The 21,094-nt window shown below is 39.8% G+C and carries 9 protein-coding genes; 6 read left to right on the top strand and 3 right to left on the bottom strand.

Going from position 1 to position 21,094, the window contains the following annotated elements; all coding sequences use genetic code 11:
• The first annotated feature begins 115 nt into the window (after positions 1-115).
• The 5 genes from AC0608_RS06555 (at position 116) to AC0608_RS06535 (ending at position 4,562) form a co-directional block, all read left to right on the top strand.
• On the top strand, positions 116-1,156 hold the full coding sequence (locus AC0608_RS06555; RefSeq protein ID WP_478288519.1) for a class I SAM-dependent methyltransferase: 1,041 nt from the start codon (positions 116-118) through the stop codon (positions 1,154-1,156).
• A 160-nt stretch (positions 1,157-1,316) separates the two neighbouring features.
• Positions 1,317-1,628 carry a hypothetical protein gene (locus AC0608_RS06550; protein WP_417961699.1) on the top strand — a complete coding sequence of 104 codons (312 nt, stop codon included), beginning with the start codon at positions 1,317-1,319 and terminating at the stop codon, positions 1,626-1,628.
• 15 nt (positions 1,629-1,643) lie between these two features.
• Positions 1,644-2,702 (top strand): DNA topoisomerase IB, encoded by a 1,059-nt coding sequence (locus AC0608_RS06545; protein WP_478288518.1) that lies wholly within the window; start codon positions 1,644-1,646, stop codon positions 2,700-2,702.
• A gap of 133 nt (positions 2,703-2,835) precedes the next feature.
• The gene (gene dnaX, locus AC0608_RS06540; protein WP_478288878.1) at positions 2,836-3,921 is read left to right on the top strand and encodes a DNA polymerase III subunit gamma/tau; all 1,086 of its coding nucleotides are present in this window, start codon (positions 2,836-2,838) and stop codon (positions 3,919-3,921) included.
• A 38-nt stretch (positions 3,922-3,959) separates the two neighbouring features.
• A complete protein-coding gene (locus AC0608_RS06535) occupies positions 3,960-4,562 on the top strand; it encodes a DUF8439 domain-containing protein (RefSeq protein ID WP_478288517.1) in 603 nt (200 codons plus the stop codon).
• 15 nt (positions 4,563-4,577) lie between these two features.
• Here the strand turns inward: AC0608_RS06535 and AC0608_RS06530 are convergent, their stop codons facing one another.
• The 3 genes from AC0608_RS06530 to AC0608_RS06520 all read right to left on the bottom strand — a co-directional run bounded on the left by AC0608_RS06530 (position 4,578) and on the right by AC0608_RS06520 (position 8,134).
• Positions 4,578-5,468 carry a Ppx/GppA phosphatase family protein gene (locus AC0608_RS06530; RefSeq protein ID WP_417961707.1) on the bottom strand — a complete coding sequence of 297 codons (891 nt, stop codon included), beginning with the start codon at positions 5,466-5,468 and terminating at the stop codon, positions 4,578-4,580.
• A 96-nt stretch (positions 5,469-5,564) separates the two neighbouring features.
• Positions 5,565-7,652 carry a polyphosphate kinase 1 gene (gene ppk1 / locus AC0608_RS06525; RefSeq protein ID WP_478288516.1) on the bottom strand — a complete coding sequence of 696 codons (2,088 nt, stop codon included), beginning with the start codon at positions 7,650-7,652 and terminating at the stop codon, positions 5,565-5,567.
• Entirely contained in the window at positions 7,649-8,134 is a 486-nt protein-coding gene (locus tag AC0608_RS06520) for a SixA phosphatase family protein (protein WP_417961711.1), read from the bottom strand. The genes ppk1 and AC0608_RS06520 overlap by 4 nt, the downstream gene beginning before the upstream one ends.
• 1,136 nt (positions 8,135-9,270) lie before the next feature.
• On the opposite strand from AC0608_RS06520, the gene AC0608_RS06515 reads away from it, so the two are divergent.
• On the top strand, positions 9,271-21,094 hold an 11,824-nt coding region (locus tag AC0608_RS06515), incomplete at its 3' end, for a CLIPPER-2 domain-containing protein (protein WP_478288515.1).

The following is a 21,094-nucleotide window of genomic DNA, read 5'->3' as shown; positions in this document are numbered from 1 at the left end:
AAGCATAAATTTATTTTGAATTCTTATAAATTATTTTAGCGCGATGCACTTATCCGAAATAATAATACAGCGAATCAAAAAAGAAGGACCACTGTCTTTTAAAAATTTTATGGAAATGGCATTGTATTATCCAGAATTAGGCTATTACAGTGCCCCACAAAATAAAATTGGAGCCGATGGAGATTTTTACACGAGCCCATATATTTCAGCTGATTTTGGAGCCATGATCGGGCGCCAAATTGAAGAGATGTGGAATAATTTAGGTAAAGGACCATTTAAGATTATTGAATATGGTGCTGGTACCGGTTTGTTGTGTCATGATATTTTAGATTATCTCAAAAATAATAATGCTTTATATAATTCATTAAGCTATTGTATTATTGAAAAAAGTGTTAGCATGCGCGAAATTGAAAAGCGACATTTGAAAGAAAAAGTCATTTGGTACAACTCTATTCAAGATATTCCTACAATTAACGGCTGTATTTTATCAAATGAATTAATTGATAATTTTTCTGTGCATCAGGTTATTATGGAAGAAGAACTTAAAGAAATATTTGTAGATTACAAAGAAGATTTTGTTGAAGTTTTAAAACCTGCCAGTAAAGAACTAATTGATTATTTTGAAACATTAAAGGTAGAATTACCTAAAGGTTTTCGGGCAGAAGTCAATTTACAAGCCGTATCTTGGATAAAAGAAGTTTCTCGTTGCTTACAAAAAGGATACATTATTACCATCGATTATGGATCTCTATCCTCTGAATTATACACTAGTCGTCGAAGTTGCGGTACATTATTGTGTTATCACAAACATCAAAAAAACGACAATCCCTATCAATTTATTGGACAACAAGACATAACTACACATGTCAATTTTTCTGCTTTATCCCAATGGGGTTTAGAATATGGAATTGAGTGTTGCGGAATAGTAGATCAAGCACAATTTTTATTAGGTTTAGCCATCAAAGAGTATCAAAATATTACTTTAATGAAACATCAAAATAATTTACAGTTAGCAGCCCATGAAGCACTTATGAATTACAGATTATTGGTTGATATGGGGATAAAATTTAAAGTTTTGATTCAACAAAAAAAAGTACAGAAACACACTTTATCTGGATTGAAGTTTTTAAATTCATCAACAACCCTCTACAATTGAGAATGATGAAATAAACATTCTCACAGCGCATAATTAATTATGACAAAACCAAAAAATAAAACTAAAAAATTTTACAATACTTACCTATAATTATATAAATATTTATACCTAATCTCACTTTATCTTTAATTAAATAAAATAAACTCCTAAAAAAAATATCATGGACAAGCGAATGTATCATTATGCGACTGTTTCTAAAGCATTAGAAGAATTAAAAGAAAAGGGATTTACAATCGATTTTAACGTTCAAGAAAAAAGGATAATTGACAGTCCAGATGATTTTGAAATTGTGCATCTGTATCGGTATGAAGGAGAAAGTGATCCTGGAGATGAAGCTACCGTTTTTGGCATAAAATCCAGTACTGGAGAAAAAGGTGTTTTTGTAGCAGGACTGTCTTCATTTGCTGATAATAGTGCCGCAATGGTTTTAAATGAACTGACAATTAAAGGAAGAGAAAATCGTCCTGAATAATAGTACAATAGTACAATGAACCGCTTACAATCTAAGCTAGAAAAAATAGGAAGGGATCCCATAATTACAGCAAAAGCAGTAAGCCTGCGCTATTGTGTAAATTATAGTAAAGGGTATTTTAGAATTAAAAATAAAAATACCTATCATTATATTGATCAAAATAAAAATTCAATTAATGATCCTGAAATCTTAACCCGAATTTCAAAATTAGTACTTCCGCCCGCATGGGAAAACGTATGGATTTCACCTTATGAAAACGGCCATTTACAAGCTACAGGCATTGACTCTAAAGGAAGAAAACAGTATCGGTATCATAACCAATGGAACAAAATTAGAAATCAGTCTAAATTTTATCGCATTCAAAGTTTTGCTGTAGCCTTACCTTTGATTCGGAAACAGGTGGAACAAGATTTAAAAAATAAAAATTTAACTTACGAAAAGGTTATTGCGCTGGTAATAAAATTAATAGAGATTACTAATATTCGTATTGGAAATGAAACATACAAAAAATTATACGGGTCCTTTGGACTAACTACTTTACAAGACAGACATGTCGGCTTTCAAAATTCAAAAATTAGATTTGAATTTACAGGCAAAAAAGGTGTCAAGCACAAAATCAATTTAATAAGTAAAAAATTAGCAACATTAGTCCAAAAATGTAAAGATATTCCCGGACAAGATTTATTCCAATACTATGACCTGCAAGGAAAGCATCATACAATTGGTTCGGCAGATGTAAATAACTACTTAAAAAGTATCACAAACCAAGATTTTACGGCCAAAGATTTTCGAGTTTGGTCCGGAAGCGTAAACGCATTAAGTACGTTCCAACAATTAAAACCACCTGTAAATCAAATAGAATCTAAACGCAAAATAATCGAAGTAATTGATGAAGTTGCATTAAAACTGGGCAATACAAGATCGGTTTGTAAAAAATATTATGTTCATCCAACAGTTATTGCTGCATTCGAAAAAGGATCTATTTGGCAATACAAATCCAAAAAAATTAATGTTAAATTCCTACCAGAAGAATACGCGCTACTCAAACTACTTGATAAAGAAATAATTGCGTAAGTCTAAGATTAAATTTTATAAAATCTATTTTTAATTTTTGATGTTCAATCATTTAATTCAGATTACATTTTTTGTTATTGGGAACTTGTTATTTGACTTACCAAAACCTATATTTGTGGTCGAATTAATTTCTATGGAACAATTTGTTGTATCGGCACGTAAATATCGACCTCAAACATTTAAAGATGTTGTAGGACAAAAAGCCATTACTAATACTCTGCTAAATGCCATAGAAAGCAACCATCTTGCTTCTGCACTTTTATTCACAGGACCACGTGGTGTTGGCAAAACAACTTGTGCTCGTATTTTAGCGCGAAAAATCAATCAACCGGGTTATGATGATCCGAATGAAGATTTTGCCTTTAATGTTTTCGAATTAGATGCTGCCTCCAACAACTCTGTTGATGACATCCGAAATCTAATTGATCAGGTTCGTATTCCGCCACAAACAGGACAATACAAAGTATATATTATTGATGAGGTTCACATGTTGTCCTCTGCAGCTTTCAATGCATTTTTGAAAACATTAGAGGAGCCTCCAAAACATGCCATTTTTATTTTGGCTACGACCGAAAAACATAAAATCATTCCAACAATACTTTCTCGTTGTCAGATATTTGATTTTAAAAGAATTACGGTAAAAGATGCGAAAGAACATCTTGCCGAAGTGGCTACCAGTCAAGGTGTGAATTTTGAAGATGATGCTTTACACATCATTGCTCAAAAAGCAGATGGCGCCATGCGTGATGCTTTGTCTATTTTTGACCGAGTAGTTTCATTTTGTGGTAAAGACCTAACACGCCTGGCCGTTACGGAAAACTTGAATGTGTTAGATTATGAAACCTATATTAATATTACTGATTTAGTTCTGGAAAACAAAATTCCGGAATTATTGATGGCTTTCAACGATATTCTTGCCAAAGGTTTTGATGCGCATCATTTTGTATCTGGATTGGCATCGCATTTTAGAGACTTACTGGTTTCTAAAACCCCTGTTACTTTATCGTTATTAGAAGTGGGAGAACAAGCGCAACACATGTACGGTGTTCAAGCACAAAAATGTAGTCAGGACTTTTTATTAAAAGGTATCGAAATAGCAAATGACTGTGATTTAAAATACAAACTGAGCCAAAATCAACGTCTTCTAGTTGAATTATGTTTAATGCAACTTGCCTCTATCACTTTTGATGGAGAAAAAAAAAAGTTGACCAATTTATAATTCCGCCTACTTATTTTAGAAAAAACGATTACTCTATTGTGGAGAGTCCAAAGGCTAAGGTAGAAAGTAACATCAAGATTTCAGTTACAGAAAAAGAGTCTACAATTCCAATTATTGTACCTACTATTGAAGTTTTAATTCCTTTAGTAAAAATTGATCTTCCGTTTTCAAATGAACCCAAGGTATCTGCATTTTCGCTGTCAAGTATTCGTGCCAAAAAAGCATTAGAAGAAAGCAATAAAGGAATTGTAAAAGAAGTGCTGCATTTGCCTACTGAATCTTTTACAGAGACGGAAATGTTATTACAATGGAACAAATATGCGCAACGTTTAGGAGACAAGGGTTATAAAATTATGGAATCGTTATTACTCATCAACGACCCTAAATTAAATGGAAATGCTATCACAATTGAATTACCTAATGAAGGTTCAAAATTAGATTTTGAAAAAGAATTGAACGGACTATTAGGATATTTAAAAGGTCATTTACACAATCATGATATTACCATAGCTGTTGTTGTAAATGAAAGTTATGAAAACAAACGAAGCTTCAACGACCAGGACAGATACAACAGGCTACATGAAATAAATCCAAATATTGAACTATTACGAACAACATTTGGATTAGATTTAGACGCATAATCTAATTATTAAAAATTAAATTTTATTATAATACATCGCTTTTACAATACCATCTGATAGCCCAATTTTTGGCACGTAAATATTTCGTGCTCCACTCCACTTCATGGCGTTCAGATAAATTCTAATCGCGGGAACAATAACATCGGCACGATCAGGATTTAACCCTAGTTCAGATATTCTTTGCTCGTAAGAAAGAGAATTCAAGAAAGCATATTGAGAATTCATGTATATGTAAGACAAGGGTTTTTCTTGTATTTTGCCTGACATCTTAAATAACTTATTAATATTTCCTCCAGATCCTATCAAAGTAACATCATCGTATTCTTGTGTATTTACTTTAATCCATTTTTCAATTTCATCCCAGACTACATCGCAAACCATATTGTTTAATAGCCGTACAGTCCCTGCTTTGAAAGATCTAGAATTTATCATTCTTCCGTTAGCAAAAAGGGTAAATTCAGTACTACCACCTCCAACATCTACAAATAGGTACGTTTCATCTGTTTTTAACAAATGATGCAAATCAGTTGAAGCTATTATGGCTGCTTCTTTTTTTCCATCGATAATCTCTATTTTTATATCTGCTTTTTTCTTAATTATTGCTACAACTTCTTTTCCATTATATGCTTCTCGCATGGCTGAAGTAGCAAATGCCATATACCGTTCCACCTTATGAACTTTCATTAAAAGATTAAAAGCTTTCATAGCATCACACATCCTTTCAATATTCTCTTCTGAAATTTCCCCAACTGTAAAAGCATCCTGACCAAGACGAATGGGAACACGAACCAAGGAACTTTTATTAAACTGAGGTTCTTTTCCCTCCTGCTCCACAATATTAGCAATCAGTAAACGCATGGCATTAGAACCTATATCAATTGCAGCATATCTTTTTATTTTAATCATCTTCGTTTCAATTCGTTTATTTCTTTACTAATTATTTTATTCAATCATTAACTATAAAATTAATGAAACACATTACACTCCATTTTGAATAAATAATTATACATCTTCTTCTTTTTGCAATACTACTGTCAGCTTATTTTGATAGTACTTATATGTTTCTAATTGTGCTCTAAAAACAGAATTATGATTTCTAGGACGGTATTTATTATCTAATTTATACGAATGAAAACGGGCTTTTACATTTCCTTTCCAACCGATATCAAAATTATCAATAAGCTCATTTTTTATTTCCTGATCATAAATTGGACAGGTAACTTCAACCCTTCCATCGAGATTTCTAGTCATGAAATCAGCCGATGAGATGTAAACCTCCGTTTGCCCTGCATTTCCAAAAATATAAATCCTGGAATGCTCTAAATAATTATCTACAATACTTATTGCCTCTATATTTTCGCTCATTCCAGGGATTCCAGGAATCAAAGAGCATATTCCTCTCACTTCAAGTTGGACTTTTACACCTGCACTACTGGCTTCATATAATTTATCTATCATTGCAAAGTCAGACAAACTATTCATCTTTAACTTTATATGCGTCTTTCTTCCTGCGAGTGCATGGATAATTTCTCTATCAATTAACTTTACAAATCGCAATCTGGTATAATGTGGCGAAACAATGAGATGTTTATAGCGATGCACCCTGTAATTAATATCAAAAAACTCAAATATCCTCATAATGTCTTTTAAAATCTGCTGATGACTTGTAAAAAGAGTAACATCAGTATATACTTTAGCGGTAGATTCATTGAAGTTACCGGTTGAAATAAACCCATATCGTTTTATTTTATCATTTTCATTTCTTTCTATGACACATATTTTACTGTGCACTTTAAGACCCTTTATTCCAAAAATAAGTTCAATTCCTTCTAATTGCATTTGTTCCGCATAAGAAATATTTGAAGCTTCATCAAAACGAGCTTGTAATTCGATTTGGACAGTTACTTTTTTTCCATTCTTAGCAGCATTTATGAGGGAACTGATGATTTGAGAATTTTTTGCCAATCGATACAATGTAATTTTTATAGAAATTACTTTAGGATCCAAGGCCGCTTCGCGCAAAAACTTGGTGAGATACGAGAAGGATTGATAAGGAGCGTTTAATAAATAATCCTTTTTACTTATTTTCTCCAGCATGCTCCCTTCTAGACTTAATCCTGGAATTGGCAGTGGATCATTCGTTTGATATAATAAATCATATCTTCCAAGATTTGGAAAATTCATATAATCCCTTCTGTTATGGTATCGTCCACCAGGAATAATACTATCTGTTGATACAATTTTCATTTTGTCTAGAAAAAATTGTAATGTATCTTCTTCAATTAACTGGTCGTAAATAAAACGCACCGGCTCACCAATTCTTCTGTCTTTTACACTTAATGATATTTTTTCAATCATACTTTTACTTAAATCACTATCAATGTCAAGTTGAGCATCTCTAGTGATTTTTATCATGTGAGCCGAAACACTCTGATAATCAAAAATATTAAAAATATTGCTCAAGTTATGCCTGATTACATCATCCAAAAGGATGATATATTGTTTTTCATTATTGGACGGTAAAACAACAAAGCGGTTGATGGTTTTAGGAATTTCAATTACAGCATATCGTACTTCTGAATTTTTATTCATAACCAATTTGATCGCTAAATATCCAGAAGTATCTTTTAATACTGGAAACTCTGCCAAATCATTTAAGATAATGGTTACTAATTCCGGGCTTACTTTTTGAATAAAAAAATCTTTTAGAAAAATTTCTTGTTCAATAGTAATATCGGTTTCCGTTATAATGAAGATATTTTTAGTCTCTAACTCACTTTCAATAATATTTAAGATTCGTAAACTTTCTGATTGTTGCTGAATAACGATCTCTGTAATATCTTTGACTAATTGTTGAGCTGATATACCACCTAGATATTTTTCCCCTGTTATACCAGTCAAACTTAATCGTCTAATGGCCGCAAAACGAACTCTAAAAAACTCATCTAAGTTATTTGAAAAAATACCTAAAAAACGCAATCTGTCTAGCAATGGGACTGAGTGATCACCAGCTTCTTGAAGAACTCTAGCGTTGAAAGCCAACCAACTTTTTTCTCTGTCAATATATTTATATTCTAATACTTTATTCATCTTAAATCTTTGGGGAATATTATTTTTTTAATCTTACCTTTCTTTAAATCTTTCCAATTATCAATATCAAATTTTAATGAAACAAAACCAGCTGTAGGAACATTTTCAATATAAATATCTCCAAATTTATTAACAAAATCTGTAATTGCTGCGTTATGACCGAAAATAATAACACTTTCAAAAACATTATTACATGATTTGATAACTTTCTCTAGTTCATTTTCATCAAAAGTATAAAGATCGTCTTTGTAAACAATATTTTCAATGGGATATAAAATATTTTGAGCAAAAATTAAAGCTGTATTGGCTGCTCTTATGGCAGAACTACTCCAAATTATGTATGTTTTAGGAATTAAATCTTTTACATGAGTAGAAACAAGATTAGCATCCTTTACGCCTTGACAAGTCAGCCCCCGTTCCTTATCATGCATTGGAGCTTCCCAACTTGATTTTGCATGGCGAACCAATAGTAAGTTTTTCATTTATGAAAATAATTTTGTGATTAATTAGCAAAAAATAATTAGTAACAATTTACAAAACAAAAACGCATATAACCTCTATAAATGTTATCATTACCCTTTTTTGATAAAATTAATATAAACAACCTTCTAAAGAGTCTTAAACTTTACATTCCTATTTAATATGAAAAGTACATTTTTTACAATAAATTGAGGAAGCAATTGTATTATAAATCTAGAGTTTAATAATTAAATAATTCTTTTTTTTAATAGCACTTTTATGCATATAAAAGTAATTAGTCCCATGTAAATAATTTTTAAATCAAAATTTTTTAACAATGAAATTATTAGTTAATTTTTACAATATTCATTTAAAAACTTTTTATTAAGACATAATTAGGCAGTGACAAGACAATGTAAATCTAATAATAGGGAAACAATTAACTGAATACAACAGTATATATTTTTCAACATTATGAGAAACACCCATTATAAAATTCAGGATAGCGCACTTTTTCAAGCTTTTTTTAACAACTCGCTCCATTTCAACAGTTTTTTATGTTATTCGTAGATTAAATAGTATGTAGGATTTATATGTACCTAGTTTTATATACTAATTTGTTTAATTAAAATAGCATCCTACAATAAATTATAAAATTATAAGAATAAATTACAAAATATTTTTCTTGTAAATAATTTTTTTCGGGAGTAAATCGATTTGTTTTACTGTAGCACACTAAAAAACAAATAAGTAAACATTAATATTAAAGGTTAACTAATAAATTGTTTTAAAAACTAAACATTTATTTAAATCGTAGATAATAAGAAATGGTTCGTAAATTCAGCTCTAATGAAAATATTGAGTTTTTGATAAAATTTAATTTTAAATTTCATTAGCACTAATACTTTTATCAGTTTAAGAATTTTATAATAATTAAAATACACCTTTTATAAAAAGTAAGATTAATAAGGCTTAAATAATTAATTTAAGAATCATAAACCCAGAGAAATAGCATTTTAAAAAACTGATTTTTAAATAGATAAACAAAACCCATTTCTTTAATAAAAAAAATCGTATTTTGCAAAAAAATTACGGAAATTATCAAATGGGTTATGCGTTTAGTTCAAATCTCTAAAATGAATTTTAGAACCCAAATCAAATGAAAAAAAAACTACTTTACAGCATACTAATACTCACATTATTATCATTTTCAAATATAGGTTTTAGTCAAACACTTAATTTAGGAACGCTTGACAAATTTGCAGCCTACACCGTTTCTGGAGCAGTTTCTAATACAGGTCCTTCTTCTTTTACAGGTGATATTGGAACGAATGCAGGTGCTATCAGTGGTTTTGGCATGCCAACTACAGCTGGTACAATTCACAATGGTAATGCTACAGCCGCGCAAGCTCAAATTGATTTACTTCGTGTTTATATTCATCTCAGTGATCTTCCTCTAACTAACACTACCCATCTTCCAGCGTTTGGAAATGGAGAAACCATTACACCTGGAGTCTATTCAATTGGAGGAGCAGGATCGTTAGCTGGAACGGTAACGTTAGACGGCCAAGGAAATTCGGATGCGGCATTTGTTATTAAATTTGAAGGCGCATTTACTCCGGCTGCAGGTTCAAAAATCATTTTGTCTAATGGAACCCGTGCATGTAATGTGTTTTGGATTGCCGAAGGTGCTATTTCTATTGGAACATCAGCAATTATCAAAGGAACACTTATAGCGCACCCTGGTGCCATATCATTTGGATCTGGAGGAGACTTGGAAGGAAGAATGCTTTCTAGTGATGGAGCAATTACTTTTGGACCTGGTGCGGAAACCCTACCTACTGGACCTATTACGATTCCTATAACTTGCGTTAATACTTGTAACAATACTATTTTAGGAACTGCTGCTAACTTTGCTTTATTTACTAGTGATGGGGCCGTAGCTAACACAGCGACTTCTGGAATAATTGGCGATATAGGAACGAATGGTGGAGCGATTAGTGGTTTTGCAAGTTCTACTGTAATTGGTTCATTTCATGATACCAATGCAGTAACTGCACAAGCAAAAATAGATGTACAAGCCGCATATGATCATCTTTATGCAACTACTACAACACATCCTTCACATACGCCTGCTTTTGGAAGCGGAGAAACGTTAACCGCTGGAGTTTATTCTATAGGAGGAGCTGGATCATTGGCAGGAACGATTACTTTAAATGGAGAGGGAAATCCCAATGCCTTATTTATATTTAAATTTGCTGGAGCGTTTACAACAGCAGCGCAGTCTAAAGTTGTTTTGACTAATGGTGTACGCCGTTGTAATGTATTTTGGATTGCCGAAGGAGCTATTTCAATGGGTACATTTACGTTTATGAAAGGTACTCTTATTGCGAATAATGGTGCCAACACGATGGGAGCTAATGGAAATCTTGAAGGTAGAATGCTTTCTACTGGCGGAGCAATTGGTTTCAGCACAGGCGTAATTTATAATAACACGCTTTGCTTCGAACCGACTCCAAACCCTTCCATCGCCCTAACCAAAGAAGGTACTTTTACTGATTTGGCTCCAATGGGAACGACCAATGTTGGCGATACCATCTCTTATGCTTTTGTGGTTACCAATACGGGAAATACAACCCTGACAAACATCACTGTAACGGATAATAACGCCACAGTAACCGGAGGGCCTTTGGCATCTCTTGCACCAGGGGCGTCCAACAGCTCCGCTTTTACAGCCGTTCATACTATAACCCAAGCGGATATCAATGCGGGAATGGTTGCCAATTTAGCAACCGCTTCTGGAAATCCCCCAACTGGTCCTATCGTTACAGGGGCGTCTTCTGATCCTACACCTTGTACAACCTGTGCGCCCAATCCGACCTGTCCTACTTGTACCAATACGCCTATTGCTCAATCAAATTCCATCGCCCTAACCAAAGAAGGTACTTTTACTGATTTGGCTCCAATGGGAACGACCAATGTTGGCGATACCATCTCTTATGCTTTTGTGGTTACCAATACGGGAAATACAACCCTGACAAACATCACTGTAACGGATAATAACGCCACAGTAACCGGAGGGCCTTTGGCATCTCTTGCACCAGGGGCGTCCAACAGCTCCGCTTTTACAGCCGTTCATACTATAACCCAAGCGGATATCAATGCGGGAATGGTTGCCAATTTAGCAACCGCTTCTGGAAATCCCCCAACTGGTCCTATCGTTACAGGGGCGTCTTCTGATCCTACACCTTGTACAACCTGTGCGCCCAATCCGACCTGTCCTACTTGTACCAATACGCCTATTGCTCAATCAAATTCCATCGCCCTAACCAAAGAAGGTACTTTTACTGATTTGGCTCCAATGGGAACGACCAATGTTGGCGATACCATCTCTTATGCTTTTGTGGTTACCAATACGGGAAATACAACCCTGACAAACATCACTGTAACGGATAATAACGCCACAGTAACCGGAGGGCCTTTGGCATCTCTTGCACCAGGGGCGTCCAACAGCTCCGCTTTTACAGCCGTTCATACTATAACCCAAGCGGATATCAATGCGGGAATGGTTGCCAATTTAGCAACCGCTTCTGGAAATCCCCCAACTGGTCCTATCGTTACAGGGGCGTCTTCTGATCCTACACCTTGTACAACCTGTGCGCCCAATCCGACCTGTCCTACTTGTACCAATACGCCTATTGCTCAATCAAATTCCATCGCCCTAACCAAAGAAGGTACTTTTACTGATTTGGCTCCAATGGGAACGACCAATGTTGGCGATACCATCTCTTATGCTTTTGTGGTTACCAATACGGGAAATACAACCCTGACAAACATCACTGTAACGGATAATAACGCCACAGTAACCGGAGGGCCTTTGGCATCTCTTGCACCAGGGGCGTCCAACAGCTCCGCTTTTACAGCCGTTCATACTATAACCCAAGCGGATATCAATGCGGGAATGGTTGCCAATTTAGCAACCGCTTCTGGAAATCCCCCAACTGGTCCTATCGTTACAGGGGCGTCTTCTGATCCTACACCTTGTACAACCTGTGCGCCCAATCCGACCTGTCCTACTTGTACCAATACGCCTATTGCTCAATCAAATTCCATCGCCCTAACCAAAGAAGGTACTTTTACTGATTTGGCTCCAATGGGAACGACCAATGTTGGCGATACCATCTCTTATGCTTTTGTGGTTACCAATACGGGAAATACAACCCTGACAAACATCACTGTAACGGATAATAACGCCACAGTAACCGGAGGGCCTTTGGCATCTCTTGCACCAGGGGCGTCCAACAGCTCCGCTTTTACAGCCGTTCATACTATAACCCAAGCGGATATCAATGCGGGAATGGTTGCCAATTTAGCAACCGCTTCTGGAAATCCCCCAACTGGTCCTATCGTTACAGGGGCGTCTTCTGATCCTACACCTTGTACAACCTGTGCGCCCAATCCGACCTGTCCTACTTGTACCAATACGCCTATTGCTCAATCAAATTCCATCGCCCTAACCAAAGAAGGTACTTTTACTGATTTGGCTCCAATGGGAACGACCAATGTTGGCGATACCATCTCTTATGCTTTTGTGGTTACCAATACGGGAAATACAACCCTGACAAACATCACTGTAACGGATAATAACGCCACAGTAACCGGAGGGCCTTTGGCATCTCTTGCACCAGGGGCGTCCAACAGCTCCGCTTTTACAGCCGTTCATACTATAACCCAAGCGGATATCAATGCGGGAATGGTTGCCAATTTAGCAACCGCTTCTGGAAATCCCCCAACTGGTCCTATCGTTACAGGGGCGTCTTCTGATCCTACACCTTGTACAACCTGTGCGCCCAATCCGACCTGTCCTACTTGTACCAATACGCCTATTGCTCAATCAAATTCCATCGCCCTAACCAAAGAAGGTACTTTTACTGATTTGGCTCCAATGGGAACGACCAATGTTGGCGATACCATCTCTTATGCTTTTGTGGTTACCAATACGGGAAATACAACCCTGACAAACATCACTGTAACGGATAATAACGCCACAGTAACCGGAGGGCCTTTGGCATCTCTTGCACCAGGGGCGTCCAACAGCTCCGCTTTTACAGCCGTTCATACTATAACCCAAGCGGATATCAATGCGGGAATGGTTGCCAATTTAGCAACCGCTTCTGGAAATCCCCCAACTGGTCCTATCGTTACAGGGGCGTCTTCTGATCCTACACCTTGTACAACCTGTGCGCCCAATCCGACCTGTCCTACTTGTACCAATACGCCTATTGCTCAATCAAATTCCATCGCCCTAACCAAAGAAGGTACTTTTACTGATTTGGCTCCAATGGGAACGACCAATGTTGGCGATACCATCTCTTATGCTTTTGTGGTTACCAATACGGGAAATACAACCCTGACAAACATCACTGTAACGGATAATAACGCCACAGTAACCGGAGGGCCTTTGGCATCTCTTGCACCAGGGGCGTCCAACAGCTCCGCTTTTACAGCCGTTCATACTATAACCCAAGCGGATATCAATGCGGGAATGGTTGCCAATTTAGCAACCGCTTCTGGAAATCCCCCAACTGGTCCTATCGTTACAGGGGCGTCTTCTGATCCTACACCTTGTACAACCTGTGCGCCCAATCCGACCTGTCCTACTTGTACCAATACGCCTATTGCTCAATCAAATTCCATCGCCCTAACCAAAGAAGGTACTTTTACTGATTTGGCTCCAATGGGAACGACCAATGTTGGCGATACCATCTCTTATGCTTTTGTGGTTACCAATACGGGAAATACAACCCTGACAAACATCACTGTAACGGATAATAACGCCACAGTAACCGGAGGGCCTTTGGCATCTCTTGCACCAGGGGCGTCCAACAGCTCCGCTTTTACAGCCGTTCATACTATAACCCAAGCGGATATCAATGCGGGAATGGTTGCCAATTTAGCAACCGCTTCTGGAAATCCCCCAACTGGTCCTATCGTTACAGGGGCGTCTTCTGATCCTACACCTTGTACAACCTGTGCGCCCAATCCGACCTGTCCTACTTGTACCAATACGCCTATTGCTCAATCAAATTCCATCGCCCTAACCAAAGAAGGTACTTTTACTGATTTGGCTCCAATGGGAACGACCAATGTTGGCGATACCATCTCTTATGCTTTTGTGGTTACCAATACGGGAAATACAACCCTGACAAACATCACTGTAACGGATAATAACGCCACAGTAACCGGAGGGCCTTTGGCATCTCTTGCACCAGGGGCGTCCAACAGCTCCGCTTTTACAGCCGTTCATACTATAACCCAAGCGGATATCAATGCGGGAATGGTTGCCAATTTAGCAACCGCTTCTGGAAATCCCCCAACTGGTCCTATCGTTACAGGGGCGTCTTCTGATCCTACACCTTGTACAACCTGTGCGCCCAATCCGACCTGTCCTACTTGTACCAATACGCCTATTGCTCAATCAAATTCCATCGCCCTAACCAAAGAAGGTACTTTTACTGATTTGGCTCCAATGGGAACGACCAATGTTGGCGATACCATCTCTTATGCTTTTGTGGTTACCAATACGGGAAATACAACCCTGACAAACATCACTGTAACGGATAATAACGCCACAGTAACCGGAGGGCCTTTGGCATCTCTTGCACCAGGGGCGTCCAACAGCTCCGCTTTTACAGCCGTTCATACTATAACCCAAGCGGATATCAATGCGGGAATGGTTGCCAATTTAGCAACCGCTTCTGGAAATCCCCCAACTGGTCCTATCGTTACAGGGGCGTCTTCTGATCCTACACCTTGTACAACCTGTGCGCCCAATCCGACCTGTCCTACTTGTACCAATACGCCTATTGCTCAATCAAATTCCATCGCCCTAACCAAAGAAGGTACTTTTACTGATTTGGCTCCAATGGGAACGACCAATGTTGGCGATACCATCTCTTATGCTTTTGTGGTTACCAATACGGGAAATACAACCCTGACAAACATCACTGTAACGGATAATAACGCCACAGTAACCGGAGGGCCTTTGGCATCTCTTGCACCAGGGGCGTCCAACAGCTCCGCTTTTACAGCCGTTCATACTATAACCCAAGCGGATATCAATGCGGGAATGGTTGCCAATTTAGCAACCGCTTCTGGAAATCCCCCAACTGGTCCTATCGTTACAGGGGCGTCTTCTGATCCTACACCTTGTACAACCTGTGCGCCCAATCCGACCTGTCCTACTTGTACCAATACGCCTATTGCTCAATCAAATTCCATCGCCCTAACCAAAGAAGGTACTTTTACTGATTTGGCTCCAATGGGAACGACCAATGTTGGCGATACCATCTCTTATGCTTTTGTGGTTACCAATACGGGAAATACAACCCTGACAAACATCACTGTAACGGATAATAACGCCACAGTAACCGGAGGGCCTTTGGCATCTCTTGCACCAGGGGCGTCCAACAGCTCCGCTTTTACAGCCGTTCATACTATAACCCAAGCGGATATCAATGCGGGAATGGTTGCCAATTTAGCAACCGCTTCTGGAAATCCCCCAACTGGTCCTATCGTTACAGGGGCGTCTTCTGATCCTACACCTTGTACAACCTGTGCGCCCAATCCGACCTGTCCTACTTGTACCAATACGCCTATTGCTCAATCAAATTCCATCGCCCTAACCAAAGAAGGTACTTTTACTGATTTGGCTCCAATGGGAACGACCAATGTTGGCGATACCATCTCTTATGCTTTTGTGGTTACCAATACGGGAAATACAACCCTGACAAACATCACTGTAACGGATAATAACGCCACAGTAACCGGAGGGCCTTTGGCATCTCTTGCACCAGGGGCGTCCAACAGCTCCGCTTTTACAGCCGTTCATACTATAACCCAAGCGGATATCAATGCGGGAATGGTTGCCAATTTAGCAACCGCTTCTGGAAATCCCCCAACTGGTCCTATCGTTACAGGGGCGTCTTCTGATCCTACACCTTGTACAACCTGTGCGCCCAATCCGACCTGTCCTACTTGTACCAATACGCCTATTGCTCAATCAAATTCCATCGCCCTAACCAAAGAAGGTACTTTTACTGATTTGGCTCCAATGGGAACGACCAATGTTGGCGATACCATCTCTTATGCTTTTGTGGTTACCAATACGGGAAATACAACCCTGACAAACATCACTGTAACGGATAATAACGCCACAGTAACCGGAGGGCCTTTGGCATCTCTTGCACCAGGGGCGTCCAACAGCTCCGCTTTTACAGCCGTTCATACTATAACCCAAGCGGATATCAATGCGGGAATGGTTGCCAATTTAGCAACCGCTTCTGGAAATCCCCCAACTGGTCCTATCGTTACAGGGGCGTCTTCTGATCCTACACCTTGTACAACCTGTGCGCCCAATCCGACCTGTCCTACTTGTACCAATACGCCTATTGCTCAATCAAATTCCATCGCCCTAACCAAAGAAGGTACTTTTACTGATTTGGCTCCAATGGGAACGACCAATGTTGGCGATACCATCTCTTATGCTTTTGTGGTTACCAATACGGGAAATACAACCCTGACAAACATCACTGTAACGGATAATAACGCCACAGTAACCGGAGGGCCTTTGGCATCTCTTGCACCAGGGGCGTCCAACAGCTCCGCTTTTACAGCCGTTCATACTATAACCCAAGCGGATATCAATGCGGGAATGGTTGCCAATTTAGCAACCGCTTCTGGAAATCCCCCAACTGGTCCTATCGTTACAGGGGCGTCTTCTGATCCTACACCTTGTACAACCTGTGCGCCCAATCCGACCTGTCCTACTTGTACCAATACGCCTATTGCTCAATCAAATTCCATCGCCCTAACCAAAGAAGGTACTTTTACTGATTTGGCTCCAATGGGAACGACCAATGTTGGCGATACCATCTCTTATGCTTTTGTGGTTACCAATACGGGAAATACAACCCTGACAAACATCACTGTAACGGATAATAACGCCACAGTAACCGGAGGGCCTTTGGCATCTCTTGCACCAGGGGCGTCCAACAGCTCCGCTTTTACAGCCGTTCATACTATAACCCAAGCGGATATCAATGCGGGAATGGTTGCCAATTTAGCAACCGCTTCTGGAAATCCCCCAACTGGTCCTATCGTTACAGGGGCGTCTTCTGATCCTACACCTTGTACAACCTGTGCGCCCAATCCGACCTGTCCTACTTGTACCAATACGCCTATTGCTCAATCAAATTCCATCGCCCTAACCAAAGAAGGTACTTTTACTGATTTGGCTCCAATGGGAACGACCAATGTTGGCGATACCATCTCTTATGCTTTTGTGGTTACCAATACGGGAAATACAACCCTGACAAACATCACTGTAACGGATAATAACGCCACAGTAACCGGAGGGCCTTTGGCATCTCTTGCACCAGGGGCGTCCAACAGCTCCGCTTTTACAGCCGTTCATACTATAACCCAAGCGGATATCAATGCGGGAATGGTTGCCAATTTAGCAACCGCTTCTGGAAATCCCCCAACTGGTCCTATCGTTACAGGGGCGTCTTCTGATCCTACACCTTGTACAACCTGTGCGCCCAATCCGACCTGTCCTACTTGTACCAATACGCCTATTGCTCAATCAAATTCCATCGCCCTAACCAAAGAAGGTACTTTTACTGATTTGGCTCCAATGGGAACGACCAATGTTGGCGATACCATCTCTTATGCTTTTGTGGTTACCAATACGGGAAATACAACCCTGACAAACATCACTGTAACGGATAATAACGCCACAGTAACCGGAGGGCCTTTGGCATCTCTTGCACCAGGGGCGTCCAACAGCTCCGCTTTTACAGCCGTTCATACTATAACCCAAGCGGATATCAATGCGGGAATGGTTGCCAATTTAGCAACCGCTTCTGGAAATCCCCCAACTGGTCCTATCGTTACAGGGGCGTCTTCTGATCCTACACCTTGTACAACCTGTGCGCCCAATCCGACCTGTCCTACTTGTACCAATACGCCTATTGCTCAATCAAATTCCATCGCCCTAACCAAAGAAGGTACTTTTACTGATTTGGCTCCAATGGGAACGACCAATGTTGGCGATACCATCTCTTATGCTTTTGTGGTTACCAATACGGGAAATACAACCCTGACAAACATCACTGTAACGGATAATAACGCCACAGTAACCGGAGGGCCTTTGGCATCTCTTGCACCAGGGGCGTCCAACAGCTCCGCTTTTACAGCCGTTCATACTATAACCCAAGCGGATATCAATGCGGGAATGGTTGCCAATTTAGCAACCGCTTCTGGAAATCCCCCAACTGGTCCTATCGTTACAGGGGCGTCTTCTGATCCTACACCTTGTACAACCTGTGCGCCCAATCCGACCTGTCCTACTTGTACCAATACGCCTATTGCTCAATCAAATTCCATCGCCCTAACCAAAGAAGGTACTTTTACTGATTTGGCTCCAATGGGAACGACCAATGTTGGCGATACCATCTCTTATGCTTTTGTGGTTACCAATACGGGAAATACAACCCTGACAAACATCACTGTAACGGATAATAACGCCACAGTAACCGGAGGGCCTTTGGCATCTCTTGCACCAGGGGCGTCCAACAGCTCCGCTTTTACAGCCGTTCATACTATAACCCAAGCGGATATCAATGCGGGAATGGTTGCCAATTTAGCAACCGCTTCTGGAAATCCCCCAACTGGTCCTATCGTTACAGGGGCGTCTTCTGATCCTACACCTTGTACAACCTGTGCGCCCAATCCGACCTGTCCTACTTGTACCAATACGCCTATTGCTCAATCAAATTCCATCGCCCTAACCAAAGAAGGTACTTTTACTGATTTGGCTCCAATGGGAACGACCAATGTTGGCGATACCATCTCTTATGCTTTTGTGGTTACCAATACGGGAAATACAACCCTGACAAACATCACTGTAACGGATAATAACGCCACAGTAACCGGAGGGCCTTTGGCATCTCTTGCACCAGGGGCGTCCAACAGCTCCGCTTTTACAGCCGTTCATACTATAACCCAAGCGGATATCAATGCGGGAATGGTTGCCAATTTAGCAACCGCTTCTGGAAATCCCCCAACTGGTCCTATCGTTACAGGGGCGTCTTCTGATCCTACACCTTGTACAACCTGTGCGCCCAATCCGACCTGTCCTACTTGTACCAATACGCCTATTGCTCAATCAAATTCCATCGCCCTAACCAAAGAAGGTACTTTTACTGATTTGGCTCCAATGGGAACGACCAATGTTGGCGATACCATCTCTTATGCTTTTGTGGTTACCAATACGGGAAATACAACCCTGACAAACATCACTGTAACGGATAATAACGCCACAGTAACCGGAGGGCCTTTGGCATCTCTTGCACCAGGGGCGTCCAACAGCTCCGCTTTTACAGCCGTTCATACTATAACCCAAGCGGATATCAATGCGGGAATGGTTGCCAATTTAGCAACCGCTTCTGGAAATCCCCCAACTGGTCCTATCGTTACAGGGGCGTCTTCTGATCCTACACCTTGTACAACCTGTGCGCCCAATCCGACCTGTCCTACTTGTACCAATACGCCTATTGCTCAATCAAATTCCATCGCCCTAACCAAAGAAGGTACTTTTACTGATTTGGCTCCAATGGGAACGACCAATGTTGGCGATACCATCTCTTATGCTTTTGTGGTTACCAATACGGGAAATACAACCCTGACAAACATCACTGTAACGGATAATAACGCCACAGTAACCGGAGGGCCTTTGGCATCTCTTGCACCAGGGGCGTCCAACAGCTCCGCTTTTACAGCCGTTCATACTATAACCCAAGCGGATATCAATGCGGGAATGGTTGCCAATTTAGCAACCGCTTCTGGAAATCCCCCAACTGGTCCTATCGTTACAGGGGCGTCTTCTGATCCTACACCTTGTACAACCTGTGCGCCCAATCCGACCTGTCCTACTTGTACCAATACGCCTATTGCTCAATCAAATTCCATCGCCCTAACCAAAGAAGGTACTTTTACTGATTTGGCTCCAATGGGAACGACCAATGTTGGCGATACCATCTCTTATGCTTTTGTGGTTACCAATACGGGAAATACAACCCTGACAAACATCACTGTAACGGATAATAACGCCACAGTAACCGGAGGGCCTTTGGCATCTCTTGCACCAGGGGCGTCCAACAGCTCCGCTTTTACAGCCGTTCATACTATAACCCAAGCGGATATCAATGCGGGAATGGTTGCCAATTTAGCAACCGCTTCTGGAAATCCCCCAACTGGTCCTATCGTTACAGGGGCGTCTTCTGATCCTACACCTTGTACAACCTGTGCGCCCAATCCGACCTGTCCTACTTGTACCAATACGCCTATTGCTCAATCAAATTCCATCGCCCTAACCAAAGAAGGTACTTTTACTGATTTGGCTCCAATGGGAACGACCAATGTTGGCGATACCATCTCTTATGCTTTTGTGGTTACCAATACGGGAAATACAACCCTGACAAACATCACTGTAACGGATAATAACGCCACAGTAACCGGAGGGCCTTTGGCATCTCTTGCACCAGGGGCGTCCAACAGCTCCGCTTTTACAGCCGTTCATACTATAACCCAAGCGGATATCAATGCGGGAATGGTTGCCAATTTAGCAACCGCTTCTGGAAATCCCCCAACTGGTCCTATCGTTACAGGGGCGTCTTCTGATCCTACACCTTGTACAACCTGTGCGCCCAATCCGACCTGTCCTACTTGTACCAATACGCCTATAACTAATGCAGTAAAAGATGATTATATCAATATTGCATGTAGTGTAAGTGGTTTTATAGGAAACATTTTAAGAAACGACACATTTGGAATAGCTTCAATTAATTCAAATATTGAAAGTCAGGTTAATTTAACTATACTGACTGGAAATAATCCTAATATTTTAATTAACAGTAGTA

The organism is Flavobacterium sp. GNP008 (genome assembly GCF_056428965.1).
The sequence above is the reverse complement of the archived record's forward strand: the minus strand, read 5'-3'. Positions and strand labels throughout refer to the sequence as shown.

Coding starts and splice junctions, on each gene's coding strand:
- AC0608_RS06545 (WP_478288518.1), top strand. CDS start 1,644: ATGAACCGCTTACAATCTAAGCTAGAAAAAATAGGAAGGGATCCCATA.
- AC0608_RS06520 (WP_417961711.1), bottom strand. CDS start 8,134: ATGAAAAACTTACTATTGGTTCGCCATGCAAAATCAAGTTGGGAAGCT.
- ppk1 (WP_478288516.1), bottom strand. CDS start 7,652: ATGAATAAAGTATTAGAATATAAATATATTGACAGAGAAAAAAGTTGG.
- AC0608_RS06530 (WP_417961707.1), bottom strand. CDS start 5,468: ATGATTAAAATAAAAAGATATGCTGCAATTGATATAGGTTCTAATGCC.
- AC0608_RS06550 (WP_417961699.1), top strand. CDS start 1,317: ATGGACAAGCGAATGTATCATTATGCGACTGTTTCTAAAGCATTAGAA.
- dnaX (WP_478288878.1), top strand. CDS start 2,836: ATGGAACAATTTGTTGTATCGGCACGTAAATATCGACCTCAAACATTT.
- AC0608_RS06555 (WP_478288519.1), top strand. CDS start 116: ATGGCATTGTATTATCCAGAATTAGGCTATTACAGTGCCCCACAAAAT.